The 11,920-nt window shown below is 61.5% G+C and carries 13 protein-coding genes; 7 read left to right on the top strand and 6 right to left on the bottom strand.

Features of this window, described 5'->3' with window-relative positions; translation table 11 throughout:
* The first annotated feature begins 111 nt into the window (after positions 1–111).
* Positions 112–1,059 (top strand): LysR family transcriptional regulator, encoded by a 948-nt coding sequence (locus tag HX873_RS02950; protein ID WP_003207376.1) that lies wholly within the window; start codon positions 112–114, stop codon positions 1,057–1,059.
* Here HX873_RS02950 and ispC read toward each other — a convergent pair whose 3' ends face one another.
* Positions 1,060–2,301 carry a 1-deoxy-D-xylulose-5-phosphate reductoisomerase gene (ispC, locus tag HX873_RS02945; RefSeq protein WP_087692420.1) on the bottom strand — a complete coding sequence of 414 codons (1,242 nt, stop codon included), beginning with the start codon at positions 2,299–2,301 and terminating at the stop codon, positions 1,060–1,062.
* Positions 2,302–2,583: 282 nt separating this feature from the next.
* On the opposite strand from ispC, the gene HX873_RS02940 reads away from it, so the two are divergent.
* Positions 2,584–3,327, top strand: a complete 744-nt coding sequence (locus tag HX873_RS02940; RefSeq protein WP_003207372.1) for an SDR family NAD(P)-dependent oxidoreductase — start codon at positions 2,584–2,586, stop codon at positions 3,325–3,327.
* A 16-nt stretch (positions 3,328–3,343) separates the two neighbouring features.
* Here the strand turns inward: HX873_RS02940 and HX873_RS02935 are convergent, their stop codons facing one another.
* Together HX873_RS02935 and HX873_RS02930 are read right to left on the bottom strand one after the other, a co-directional pair.
* Entirely contained in the window at positions 3,344–4,510 is a 1,167-nt protein-coding gene (locus HX873_RS02935; RefSeq protein WP_003207370.1) for an MFS transporter, read from the bottom strand.
* The gene (locus HX873_RS02930; protein WP_003207368.1) at positions 4,507–5,529 is read right to left on the bottom strand and encodes an NAD(P)-dependent alcohol dehydrogenase; all 1,023 of its coding nucleotides are present in this window, start codon (positions 5,527–5,529) and stop codon (positions 4,507–4,509) included. The genes HX873_RS02935 and HX873_RS02930 overlap by 4 nt, the downstream gene beginning before the upstream one ends.
* A gap of 149 nt (positions 5,530–5,678) precedes the next feature.
* Between HX873_RS02930 and HX873_RS02925 the strand changes: the two genes are divergently transcribed.
* A complete protein-coding gene (locus HX873_RS02925; protein WP_003207367.1) occupies positions 5,679–6,605 on the top strand; it encodes a LysR family transcriptional regulator in 927 nt (308 codons plus the stop codon).
* On the opposite strand, the gene HX873_RS02920 is transcribed toward HX873_RS02925, so the two are convergent.
* On the bottom strand, positions 6,606–7,010 hold the full coding sequence (locus tag HX873_RS02920) for a helix-turn-helix domain-containing protein (protein ID WP_003207365.1): 405 nt from the start codon (positions 7,008–7,010) through the stop codon (positions 6,606–6,608).
* A gap of 90 nt (positions 7,011–7,100) precedes the next feature.
* Here HX873_RS02920 and HX873_RS02915 point away from each other — a divergent pair, with 90 nt between their 5' ends.
* Entirely contained in the window at positions 7,101–8,030 is a 930-nt protein-coding gene (locus tag HX873_RS02915) for an aromatic alcohol reductase (RefSeq protein ID WP_003207363.1), read from the top strand.
* Here HX873_RS02915 and HX873_RS02910 read toward each other — a convergent pair.
* Positions 8,005–8,559, bottom strand: coding sequence for a putative natural product biosynthesis protein (locus tag HX873_RS02910; RefSeq protein WP_177122353.1), 555 nt, complete (start codon positions 8,557–8,559; stop codon positions 8,005–8,007). The genes HX873_RS02915 and HX873_RS02910 overlap by 26 nt on opposite strands.
* A gap of 62 nt (positions 8,560–8,621) precedes the next feature.
* Complete coding sequence (locus HX873_RS02905; RefSeq protein WP_177021989.1) at positions 8,622–9,005, bottom strand: DUF2946 domain-containing protein; 384 nt, start codon at positions 9,003–9,005, stop codon at positions 8,622–8,624.
* A gap of 265 nt (positions 9,006–9,270) precedes the next feature.
* Here HX873_RS02905 and HX873_RS02900 point away from each other — a divergent pair, with 265 nt between their 5' ends.
* The 3 genes from HX873_RS02900 to HX873_RS02890 all read left to right on the top strand — a co-directional run bounded on the left by HX873_RS02900 (position 9,271) and on the right by HX873_RS02890 (position 11,901).
* Positions 9,271–9,876: an SCO family protein gene (locus tag HX873_RS02900; protein WP_003207358.1), complete on the top strand. Its 606-nt coding sequence runs from the start codon at positions 9,271–9,273 to the stop codon at positions 9,874–9,876.
* On the top strand, positions 9,876–10,352 hold the full coding sequence (locus HX873_RS02895) for a copper chaperone PCu(A)C (protein WP_003207356.1): 477 nt from the start codon (positions 9,876–9,878) through the stop codon (positions 10,350–10,352). The genes HX873_RS02900 and HX873_RS02895 overlap by 1 nt, the downstream gene beginning before the upstream one ends.
* 301 nt (positions 10,353–10,653) lie before the next feature.
* On the top strand, positions 10,654–11,901 hold the full coding sequence (locus HX873_RS02890; RefSeq protein WP_177008597.1) for an OprD family porin: 1,248 nt from the start codon (positions 10,654–10,656) through the stop codon (positions 11,899–11,901).
* Positions 11,902–11,920 lie beyond the last annotated feature (19 nt).

Genomic DNA, 11,920 nt, shown 5'->3' with positions numbered 1-11,920 from the left:
TAAGTCATCAGAAACGTGAATGACTGTTACGTAAAAATCCACAATAAATAGCGTTTACAGCCGTGGATGAGTTCATGCCACACTAAAAAACGTTCCACCTGGAGAGCATCGATGGACATCCTGCAGAACATGCGCATCTTCCGCTGCGTTGCCGAAGTCGGCAGTTTTACTGGCGCGGCAGTGCAGTTGAATAGCAACACCACCCATATTTCGCGCTCCATTTCCAACCTTGAAACCCACCTGCGAACCCGCCTGTTCAACCGCACCACACGCCGTACCGCACTGACCGAATCCGGCAAACGCTACCTGTTGCGTTGCGAGCAAATCCTGCGCTCCGTCGAGGAAGCGGAGCTGGAAGCCGGCGACGCCCACACACGCCCTACCGGCCAGTTGAAAGTGCACTCGATGACAGGCATCGGCCAGCACTACGTGGTGGACGCCATCGCACGCTACCGCAAGAACTACCCCGACGTGACGTTCAACCTGAGCATGAGCAACCGCACGCCGAACCTGGTCAACGAAGGGTTCGACGTGTCGATTGTGTTGGCCATTGACCTGCCCGATTCTAGCCACGTTTCACAGAAACTGGGCACGACCTACAGCATCGTCTGCGCCTCACCGTCCTACATAAAAAACCATGGTGCCGCGCAAACGCCGCAAGACCTGCTCAGCCACGCCTGCCTGCGGCTGGTCAGCCCGGTGATCCCGCTGGAAGACTGGACGTTCGACGGCCCCCGTGGCCAGGAGAGCGTCACCATCAGCAGCTCGCCGTTCCTGGTGGACTCGGTCGACGCCATGAAGACCGCCATCAGCAACGACATGGGCGTGGGCATCCTGCCGGTGCATGCGGCAATCAAGGGGCTGCGCAGCGGCACTCTGGTGCGAGTCCTGCCCGAGTACCGCCTGGAAGAACTGAGCCTGTACGCCATCTACCCTTCCCGGCACTACCTGGATGCAAAAATCAAAACCTGGGTGGAATACCTGCGCAGTTCACTCCCGGAAGTGCTGGCCGACCATAAGGCTGTGCTGAAGATTCGCGACCGGGTCAGCTACGGCTGATCATCGCTGATAGTGCTGATTCAGCCATCCGAGTGCCCACCGGCGGGCACTGGCGTCGGCCTCCATGACGCCATACAGGTCCGTCACCGCCACCACCGGTTCCTTGTCCAGCACATGCCGGATGCACTCGGCGATCTGCATGAAGCCGATGCGTCCGTCCAGAAAGGCCTGCACCGCGACTTCATTGGCCGCATTGAGCGACGCCGGTGCCGTGCCGCCCACATCCGCCACCTCGCGCGCCAGGGCCAGGCAAGGAAAGCGCTTCTCGTCCGGTACTTCGAAATCCAGCCGGGCCACCTTGAACAAATCCAGTGGTTCAACCCCTGAATCGATCCGTTGCGGCCAGGCCAGGGCATGGCTGATGGGCGTGCGCATGTCCGGGTTCCCCAACTGCGCGAGCATTGAGCCGTCGACGTAATCCACCAGCGAATGGACGACGCTTTGCGGATGGATCACTACCTCGACCTGGGACGGCCTGGCGCCGAATAACCAACAGGCCTCGATCAGTTCGAGTCCCTTGTTCATCAGGGTTGCCGAGTCCACCGAAATCTTGCGGCCCATGGACCATTTCGGGTGAGCGCAGGCTTGGTCCGGCGTTACGTTGTGCAGTTGCGCCATCGGCGTTTGGCGAAACGGCCCGCCGGAGCCAGTCAACAGAATGCGCCGCACGCCCGCGTGGGCCAGGCCGTGTTGAGCATGGGACGGCAGGCACTGAAAGATTGCGTTGTGCTCGCTGTCCAGCGGTAACAGCACCGCCCCACTGCTGCGCACCGCCTGCATGAACAACGCACCGGACATCACCAGTGCCTCTTTGTTGGCCAGGAGGATTTTCTTGCCGGCCTCGACGGCGGCCATCGTTGCATTCAAGCCCGCCGCACCGACGATAGCGGCCACCACCGTGTCCACATCCCGGTGACCGGCGACGAATTTCAGACCGCTTTCGCCGCCCACTACCTGAGTCTGAGAGCCCTCCTCCAACAGTTGCTTCTGCAGCGTCGCCACGGCTTGCGGCGTGGGCACCACGGCGTAGTCCGGACGGTGCAACAAGCATTGTTTTTTCAACAGCTCCAGTTGGGTGAACCCGCTGAGGGCGAAGACTTTATAGCGCTCGGGGTGACGCGCGATAACGTCCAATACGTTGACGCCCACCGAACCGGTAGCGCCCAGCACGCTGATGGCTTGCAAGCGTTGACGGGTGGCGATCACCTGGCGAATGACTTTTTTGCGCGGAATAAGCGACATGACGTAATGAGCCTGACGTAGAGAAAACAGCCGCCATTAACCAAGGAAAGTGCCAGCGCCGTCATCGCGATAACGCCAACAACTATCGCAAAAAAGCCAAGCCTTCGATCAGCTCGAAAACGGGCCTTGGTCATAACGACTACAGCACGTCATAAGGACTACATAACACTCGTGTCATATCGACTACAAAAAATATATCCAACTGATTTATCGGAACTTTTCATATGGCATGAATCCTGATCAGTGCTGCGCGCCCCTTTGGCAATCTATAAAGAGAACCCCATGAACAATGACTTCAACCACCGCCTTGCCGTAGTGACCGGTGCCAGTTCAGGTATCGGCCTGGCTGTCACCTGCAAGCTGCTTGAACAAGGTGCGCAAGTGGTCGCCATGTCGCGACAGATTGGCGAATTGGGCGCATTGGCGGAGCGTTTTGGCGAGCAGCTCTACTGGCTGGCGGGGGATGTCACCCAGGCTGCCGACCAGGCACGCCTGGCGCAGTTGACGGCGTCCATCGGACCGGTGGATTACCTCGTGCCCAATGCCGGGATCGCACAACTGGCCGATGGCCTGGACCTGGCCGCCTTTGACCGGCAATGGGCCGTCAATGGAGCCGCGGCTCTCAACACCCTCGGCAGCCTACGCGAGCAAATGGCCGCCCAGGCGTCGGTGGTATTTATCGGTACATTCCTGGAGCTGGCGACCTTCCCTGGGCTCGCCGCGTATATTGCTTCGAAGGCCGCCTTGCGGGCGCAAATGCGCACCCTGGCGGTGGAGCTGGCGCCCCATGGCATTCGTCTGAACATGGTATCGCCCGGCCCCACCGCCACGCCGATCTGGAGCACCTTGGGGCTCAGTGACGAAGCGTTGGGCGGCGTTGCCACCACAGTCAATCAGCGCCTGCTCAATGGGCAATTCCTGGAGCCGGGCGCTATTGCCGATGTGATCCTGTTCCAGTTGAGCCAGGGCGCACGCAGTGTGTTTGGCCAGGACTGGGTGGTCGACGGCGGCTACACCCTGCGTTGACCATGGCCCCGCAGGCCTAATGCGCAGCGCACAGGTCTGCGGGCAATGCCTTGGCGCCTCCGAACGCCAAGGCCTTCCACCCAATCACAAGCAATGACAGTGCGGCAAATATCAAGCCGCAGCCGATCACTCCGGTGGTGCCGAATGCATTGATAAACAGCCCGCCCACGGACGCCCCGATCACCACGCCGGCATTCGCCGAGGACACATACAGGCTGGTTGCGAACTCATGCGCCTCGGGCGCCGACGAGGTCAGCCAGACTTGCGTGACCACCAGCCCGCAGGTATGCGCAGCGCCCCACAGCAGCACAATCAAGCTCATCGACCACCACGACGGGCTGCCGAACGCGTACAAGACCACGTACGCCGCCGCCAGCACAATGGGGTACAGCACCACCGTCGCCACCATGCTTTTGCCCAATAACCGGCCCACCAACAGGTTGCCCGTGACACCGCCCACGCCGAAGATCACCAGCATGATGCTGATGGCCTGGCCATCCATGCCGGTCTGGGTCCTGAGGTACTCGGCGGCATAGCTGTAGACCGAAAACATCGTGGTGAACACCAGCACCGTCGCGATGATCGCCAGCCACACCGACAGGCTGCGCAGCACCGCCAGTTGCTTGCCGAAACTCAGCGGCATCGGGCGTTCATGATGGGGCAGTTTCAACAGCAGTCCGACACCTGCCAACCCCGTTGCCAAAGCGCAGAAGAAGAACGATGCCTCATAGGAAATACTCGCGCCCACCCATGTGGTCAGCGGCACCCCAAGCACCAGGCCCAAGGTGGTGCCCACCACGGCCAGGGCCGTGGCATGCGCCGCGCGGTCCTTGGGGTACAAGGACACCGCGGTGGAAAACGCAGCGGCAAAAAACACCGGGTGCAGCATCGCCGGAATTACCCGCAACGCCATCAAGGTTTCGAAGTTCGGCGCAAACGCCGACAGCACGCTGCACACGGAAAAACCAAAGAGCGCGCCCACCAGGATTTTCTTGCGCGCCAGGCGCGACGCCATCAGCACCAGGAAAGGCCCCAGCACCGCCACGATCAGCGCAAACAAGCCCATCAATAACCCGGCCTGAGACACGCTGATGCCGAAACGTTCGACGATCATCGGTAAAATACCGACCACACCAAACTCCAGGGTGTACAGGCCGAAAAGACCCAGAATGATGTAGATCACCGGCCGACCTCGATCACGATCTTGCCAAAGGCACCGCGCCCGAGATGAGCGAAGGCTTCGGGCACTTGCTCGAAGCCGTAGGTGTGATCGATTACCGGCTCGATGCCGTGGCGGTCGATCATGGCAATCAGATCTTCCAATGCGCGGCGCGGCCCCACGGAGATGCCGATGATGGAGGCCCGCTTGCCCAGCAAGGCCATGACCGGAGCATTCAATTGGTCACTCTCCAGCAGGCCGATCACCGAGATGCGCCCACCGTTGGCTACCGCGTGCAGGGAACGCGTGAGGTTGTCACCGCCGGCCATTTCCAGGATATGTTCGGCGCCACGCCCATCGGTCAGCGCTTGCACCGCCGTGTGCCATTCCGGTACCCGGCTGCGGTTGATGCCATGGGTGGCACCCAGCTCTATGGCACGCGCGATCTTTTCATCGCTGCTACTGGTGATGATAACGCGGGCACCATTGGCCGCAGCCAGTTGCACCGCAAACAACGAGACGCCACCGGTGCCCTGCACCACCACGGTATGGCCGGCGTGCAGGTGGCCCAGTTCGAACAGCGCCATCCACGCCGTCAAGGCGGCCACTGGCAAGGTGCTGGCCTGCCCTGCGGTGAGGCTGAGGGGCGCATGCACGCACCATTCAGCAGGTGTTGCCACGTACTCGGCGAGCATGCCGGGGAGCGGGCCACCCTGAGGCGGCGCTTCACTCCAGGACAGCGGAGCGCCATCGACCCATCCGGCAAAAAACGTCGACAGCAGCTTGTCGCCCACCTTGAAACGCGTAACGCCCTCGCCCACGGCGACCACCGTGCCCGCCATGTCGGAGGCCGGCGTGAATGGGAATGTGAGGTCGGCACCCATGCTGTTTTCGACCACTTCACCGTCGCGGTAATTGAGCGAGACGGCCTCGACGCGCACCAATACCTCCCCGGCCTTCGCGATGGGGCGTGGCACGTCGGCAAGGCGCAGTGTGTGCAGTCCCAATGCAGGTGTTTCCCAGCGTTTCATGGTGTCGGTCATCTTGGTATTCCTCGTGAATGGGCAATGCCACAAGGATATGGGCCTGTCCTCACGGGATTAAGGGGGCGCCGGCTCCACTGTCTACGGAGCTTTTGTTCCGCAATCGGGATAAGGTAGCCAGGCCTCGCCTCAGCCAAACCGGAGCCTCGATGGACAGCCTCAACACCCTGAATGTTTTTGTGCAGGTCGCCGAAACCCGCAGCTTTGTCGCCGCCGGGCGCGTGCTGGGCGTAACGGCCTCGGCAGTCGGCAAGAGCGTGGTACGCCTGGAGGAACGCCTGGGTGTGCGCCTGTTCAACCGCAGCACCCGCAGCGTCACGCTGACTGCCGAGGGCGAGCTGTTTCTGGAGCGCAGCCGGCGCATCCTGATGGAGATCGACGAAGCCGAAGCCGAGCTTTCGCAAACCGTGTCGGCGCCTCGTGGCCGGCTCAAGGTCAGCCTGCCGCTGGTGGGCCATCCGTTCTTGCAGGTGCTCGCGCAATTCAAGAAAGCCTACCCCGAGGTGCAGCTGGACCTGAGCTTTACCGACCGCCGCGTGGACGTGGTGGAAGAAGGTTACGACGCCGTGCTGCGCAGCGGTGAAGCGCCCGACTCGCGCCTCACATCGCGCCTGATCGGCGGCTACCGGATGCTGCTGGTAGCATCACCGGCTTACCTCGCCGAGCGCGGCACGCCGCAACGGCCGGAAGACCTGGCTCAGCATGCATGCATCAAGTTCCGCTACCCCAACACCGGCAAAATGCAGCGCTGGCCCCTGCGCCAGGACGGGGTGGAAGCTGATTTCCCACTGCCCGCCGCGATGGTCTGCAACAACCTGGAAGCGCGCATCTGCTTTGCCGTGCAAGGTATCGGCATCGCCTACCTGGCGGATTTCGCCATTCGTGAATGGCTCGACAGCGGACAATTGGTGCCGGTGCTGGAGGCGTGTTCGGAAGCAGAGAACTTCCGGATCATGTGGCCTTCGGGCCGCCATCCAACGCCCAAGCTGCGGGTGTTTATCGACTACCTGCATGCGCACCTGTTTCCCGAGGATGGGCCTGCGAGCAAACGTGCAGACTGCCGGCCCACGTCTTGATCACAGCGCCTGATCAGCGTCGAACTGCTCCCGGGATCGCCTGAATCCGTCGGCATTTTCCACCACCCACGTCCACAACGGAATCATGTGCACCAGCAGCTGTTTGCCCAACTCCGATAGCTGGTATTCGACCTTGGGCGGCACCTCCTGGAAGTCATGGCGCAGCACCAGGCCATCGCGCTCCAGCTGGCGCAAGGTCCGCGTGAGCATGCGCTGGGTGACGCCCTCCATGCGTCGGCCGATCTCGGCGTGGCGCAGCCGGCCGTTCACGCCCAACAGGTGCACGATGCCCAACGACCAGCGGTTTCCCGCATGGGTCAGCACCTGCCGTTTGAGCCCGTCTTCATCGGCGCTAAGGGCTTCACAGGCGGCTTGTGAGCGCCTGATGATCTCGTCGTTATCCACCTTCTACTCCCGGTATCACTGGTGTGCCTTCTTATGCGCGGTCGGCAATTCTGCAAGCATGGCATGACTTTCACCTGAACCGAGACCCCTATGACTGCTTCGATCCTTGTACTGGGCGCCGGCGAACTGGGCCTGGCGGTACTGCGCCAACTGTCCCGCCTGGCTGCACCGCAAAATGTGTCTGTGACGGTGTTGCTGCGCCCCGCCACACTGAACTCCCCCGACCCGGCCAAACAGCAGGAAATCATCGAACTGCGCGCCTTGGGCATTGAGCTGCTGGCGGGTGACCTGGCCAATGGCTCCGAGGCCGAGCTGGCAACGGTGTTCGCCGACTATCACACCGTGATCAGTTGCATCGGCTTTGCCGCAGGCCCCGCCACTCAGCGCAAGCTGACCCGCGCGGTCATCGCAGGCGGCGTGAAACGTTATGTACCGTGGCAGTTCGGTGTGGACTACGACGTGATCGGCCGCGGTTCGGCCCAGGACCTCTGGGATGAACAGCTTGACGTGCGCGACTTGCTGCGCTCCCAGCAAGGCACGCAATGGGTGATTGTCTCCACCGGGATGTTCACCAGCTTCCTGTTTGAACCGTCCTTCGGCGTCGTCGACCTGGCGCAGAATACCGTGCATGCATTGGGAGATTGGGACACCGCTGTCACCGTCACCACGCCTGAGGACATCGGCCTGCTGACGGCACGCATCCTGTTCAGCACGCCGCCGATCACCAATCAGGTGGTGTACACCGCCGGAGACACCCTGACCTACGGCGAGCTGGCCGATACCGTGGATGCGCAACTGGGGCTCACCCTCAAACGCGAACGCTGGTCGGTGCGCTACCTGGAAGCGGAACTGGCCGCTGCACCCGAGGACAACCTGATGAAATACCGGGTGGCCTTCGCCCAAGGCAACGGCGTGGCCTGGGACCCTGCCATTACCTTCAATGGGCAACAACAGATCGCCGTGACCAGCGTTGCCCAATGGATTGAGCAGAACCTCAAGGCACCGGCAACCACCCGCTGAACTGCCCCTGGCTGTCCAACGTGCACCAGGCGAAATCCCAGGGCAGCGGCGGCAGCCTTTGCAGCGCCACGCCACTGCCCGGCTTCCAGTCCACCACCTGAAGCGGCGCGCCTTGCCAGGCCACAACCACGCCCCGGGCCTGGCTGGTGTCATCGCTGACCCAACGGGCTGCCGCCGCCGTCATGAACGCTTCGATGGGCTCTTCATCGATCTGCGTGCGATACACCGAACCGAGCAGCCAACGGCACACGTTTACATGGTAGGTCCAGTCCAGGGAGGGACGGTTGCGGTAAGCCCAGGTCATGAAGCTGCGAAACAGGTTCAAGCCCTCCGGCGGGTCGAGCTTGAGCAAACCGGGGCAGATGTCGAACAAGGTGTGCCAGTACGGCAGTAACCGTGCATCCAGGTGGACGAAACAGCGGGCGTTACTCGGGTATTCGACAGACGGTAGCAACACGTCGCCGCGGGACGGACGGCGCGACGCCTTGCTGACCAGGCGGGCAGCGCCGGAAGGCAGGATAGAGCTCATGGAACGCACTCACACTCGTGACGATAGAACGCCTCCTGGTATCAGGAAGCCCGGGGCACACGTCAGAATGCAGGGGAAGCGCGAGGGTTGGCCGAGGGCCAGGAATACCGTGGAGGGGCCTTGTTGCGCCGCTCATGGGCCGGGCGCGGCTTTTGCCCCAGGCCCAACAGCCAGGCCAGGCAAAACAGGAAGACGATGCCCAGCGTCACGGCGGAGCACACCGGGCAGGCGAAGAAGTTCGACCAACTGCTGGCCGTCGGATTGCCCAGGCCGGCATCCGAGGCCGGCGCCTTGGTGCCCAGGCTTGAGCAGAACTGACTGCCCAGGCCATTGAGCTCAAGCCCCATCATCTGCCCATGGCCCAAACCGCAGACGAACACATTGAACAGGACGCAAAAATACAGGGTCCAGGCAATGAGTGAACGGTCCGGGCGGGAGAGTTTCATGGCGGCGACTTTACCATTCCCCCTGTAGGAGCTGTCGAGCTTTAGCGAGCCTGCGATGCAGGCGCCACGGTCTTGCAGGAATACCGAGCCGATCCCTTCGCAGCCTCGCTCAAGCTCGACAGCTCCCACATTTGGTCTTGCTCGGCAGGGCCTGTGACAGAACGTCGCAGATTACGCCCAGAGGCCCGGGTTGTTAGAATGCCACGCTCTCCTCGCCTGATTTAACGCTTCGTGGTACCCAGGCGCTTCACAGGATGCACAGTTGATGAGTACGTTATTCACCCGCCGCAAAGTCCTCTCCGGCATGGGATTGCTGGGCCTGGGCCTGCTGGCCGGCTGTGACAACAGCCCGAAACTGAACTTCAAGTACGGCAAGGATCTGAGCGACAAGATCATGGGCCGCACCTTCAAGCTCAAGAACACTGACGGCGAGACCGTCACCTTGAGTTCCTTCCGCGGCTTGATGCCGGTGGTGTTCTTCGGCTTCACCCAGTGCCCGGCCGTGTGCCCGACCACCCTGGCGCGCATGGCCCAGGCGAAAAAACTGATGGGCCGCGACGGCAAGATCATGCAGGTGGTGTTTATCACCCTGGATCCGGAACGCGACACGCCCAAGATACTCGACGCCTACGTCAAGGCCTTCGACCCCAGCTTCCAGGCGCTGTATGGCACCCCGGAAGAAATCGCCGTGGCCGCCAAGGAATTCGGGATCTTTTATGAAAAGATCCCCGCCGGCGACAGCTACACCCTCTCCCACACCGCCACCAGCTTTGTGTTCGACACCCGGGGCACCCTGCGCCTGGGCTTGTCTGCCTCGCTTAACGCCAAAGAGTGCGCAGAAGACCTGCTCACCGTCATGGAGGTCTGCTAATGACTGCCGTTCAACACCTAAAGCGCTTCGCCCTCGGTCTCTCCCTGCTGGGCCTCGCCGCCCACGCCAGTGCACAGGCAGTGGTCACCGACGCCTGGGTACGCGCCTCGGTACCGGGCCAGCCGTCCAGCGGTGCGTTCATGACCGTCACCGCCGACAGCGACAGCAAACTGCTCAGCGTGGCTTCGCCGGTCGCCAAGACCGTGCAGATCCATGAGATGACCATGAAGGACGACGTGATGCGCATGGGCCCGGTGGACTCGGTGCCATTGCCCGCCGGCAAGGCCGTCAAGCTCGACCCAGATGGCTATCACGTGATGCTGATCGACCTCACCGCCCAGATCAAGGAAGGCGACCAGGTGCCGCTGACCGTCACCGTGGAAAATGCCAAGGGTGAAAAGCAGTCGATCGAAGTGAAGGCCCAAGCCCGTGCGTTGAATGCGACGGAAACCATGGATCACAGCAAGATGCACTAAAGCGCAGATCAAAATGTGGGAGCGGGCTTGTGTGGGAGCGGGCTTGCTCGCGAATGCGGTGTGACAGTCACCGGATGTATTGACTGATCCACCGCTTTCGCGAGCAAGCCCGCTCCCACATTGGCCCTTCAGTGCCTGAAAAATCGGGCGTCCGCTTCATACTTTTTTCGTCTCGCATCAACACTTTCTATATATTTTCAATCTGCAATACAACTCGTTAGCCTGCGCAAGCCGGACGCGTCTCCCTGTCGCCGTCCGGCCAGATAATTCTAAAAATAAGCAGCAGACAACGGGAATAACAATGAACAAATCCCCCATTACCCTGGGCTTGACTTCGGCCACCCTCGGTTTGACCCTCGCCTTCCCAACCTTTGCCGAAGCTGACTTTTTCAAAGACAGCAAGGCCGACCTCGAATTTCGCAACTTCTACTTCAACAGCGATTACCGCCAGCCCAACGCGAGCCAGTCCAAACGCGATGAGTGGGCCCAAGGGCTGATCCTCAATTACCAGTCGGGTTACACCGAAGGCCTGGTGGGCTTTGGCCTCGATGCCATCGGCCTGCAGGGTTTGAAACTGGACTCAAGCCCCGACCGCCAAAACACCGGCCTGCTTCCCGTGGGCGAGGATGGCGCACCGGACAGCTACAGTCGAATGGGCGCCACCGCCAAGGCGCGGATCTCCAAAAGCGTGCTCAAATTCGGCACGCTGATCCCCAAGCTGCCGACCGTACTGCCCAACGATGGCCGGCTGCTGCCCCAGACCTTTCGCGGCACTCAATTGACCAGCCAGGACATCGCCGGCCTGACCTTCGATGCCGGGCGCCTGACCAGCAACACCCTGCGTAACGACAGCGGCCATGCAGACATCGAAGTCGACGGCAAAGGCATCAAGGGCGCCGTGCCCAGCGATAAATTCGACTTCGCCAGTGCCAGCTACGCCTGGACCAAAACCCTGGTCACCGGCTACCACTACGCCAACCTCGAGAACAACTACAAGCAACACATCTTCAACCTGGTCCATACCCTGCCACTGGGTGACGCGCAGTCGTTCAAGACCGACCTGCGTTACGCCGACTCCAGCAAGGAAGGCAACAGCAACATCGACAACCAGGCCTTCGGTGCCAAGTTCACCTACAGCCTCCACGGCCACTCGTTCGGCGCCGCCTACCAGCGCATGAAAGGCACCACCGGCTTCCCCCACCTGGACGGTACCGACTCCTACCTCGTCAACTACGTGATGATCTCGCCGGACTTCGCCAACCCCGAGGAAAAGTCCTGGCAGGCCCGCTACGACTATGACTTCGCCGCCCTCGGCATCCCCGGCCTGACCTTCATGACCCGCTACCTCAAGGGTGACAACTTCGTGCGTACCCGAACCCTGGAAGGTACCGAGTGGGAGCGCAACACCGATATCGGCTACGTGTTCCAGAGCGGTGCCCTGAAGAACCTTGAAGTGAAATGGCGCAATGGCACGTATCGCAGCAATGGCAGCGGCAGCGATATCGACCAGAACCGCTTTATCGTCAGCTACACCCTGCCCTTGCTGTGATTTTTCCCGGAGCGTTGCA

The organism is Pseudomonas sp. P7758, from assembly GCF_013386485.1.
Classification (GTDB): Bacteria; Pseudomonadota; Gammaproteobacteria; order Pseudomonadales; family Pseudomonadaceae; genus Aquipseudomonas.
The sequence above is the reverse complement of the archived record's forward strand: the minus strand, read 5'-3'. Positions and strand labels throughout refer to the sequence as shown.

What these genes read in the sequence shown, in the direction of transcription:
- HX873_RS02940 (WP_003207372.1), top strand. Translation starts at nt 2,584, where the DNA reads ATGAACAATGACTTCAACCACCGCCTTGCCGTAGTGACCGGTGCCAGT.
- HX873_RS02950 (WP_003207376.1), top strand. Translation starts at nt 112, where the DNA reads ATGGACATCCTGCAGAACATGCGCATCTTCCGCTGCGTTGCCGAAGTC.
- HX873_RS02930 (WP_003207368.1), bottom strand. Translation starts at nt 5,529, where the DNA reads ATGACCGACACCATGAAACGCTGGGAAACACCTGCATTGGGACTGCAC.
- HX873_RS02905 (WP_177021989.1), bottom strand. Translation starts at nt 9,005, where the DNA reads ATGAAACTCTCCCGCCCGGACCGTTCACTCATTGCCTGGACCCTGTAT.
- ispC (WP_087692420.1), bottom strand. Translation starts at nt 2,301, where the DNA reads ATGTCGCTTATTCCGCGCAAAAAAGTCATTCGCCAGGTGATCGCCACC.
- HX873_RS02910 (WP_177122353.1), bottom strand. Translation starts at nt 8,559, where the DNA reads ATGAGCTCTATCCTGCCTTCCGGCGCTGCCCGCCTGGTCAGCAAGGCG.
- HX873_RS02890 (WP_177008597.1), top strand. Translation starts at nt 10,654, where the DNA reads ATGAACAAATCCCCCATTACCCTGGGCTTGACTTCGGCCACCCTCGGT.
- HX873_RS02915 (WP_003207363.1), top strand. Translation starts at nt 7,101, where the DNA reads ATGACTGCTTCGATCCTTGTACTGGGCGCCGGCGAACTGGGCCTGGCG.
- HX873_RS02895 (WP_003207356.1), top strand. Translation starts at nt 9,876, where the DNA reads ATGACTGCCGTTCAACACCTAAAGCGCTTCGCCCTCGGTCTCTCCCTG.
- HX873_RS02900 (WP_003207358.1), top strand. Translation starts at nt 9,271, where the DNA reads ATGAGTACGTTATTCACCCGCCGCAAAGTCCTCTCCGGCATGGGATTG.
- HX873_RS02925 (WP_003207367.1), top strand. Translation starts at nt 5,679, where the DNA reads ATGGACAGCCTCAACACCCTGAATGTTTTTGTGCAGGTCGCCGAAACC.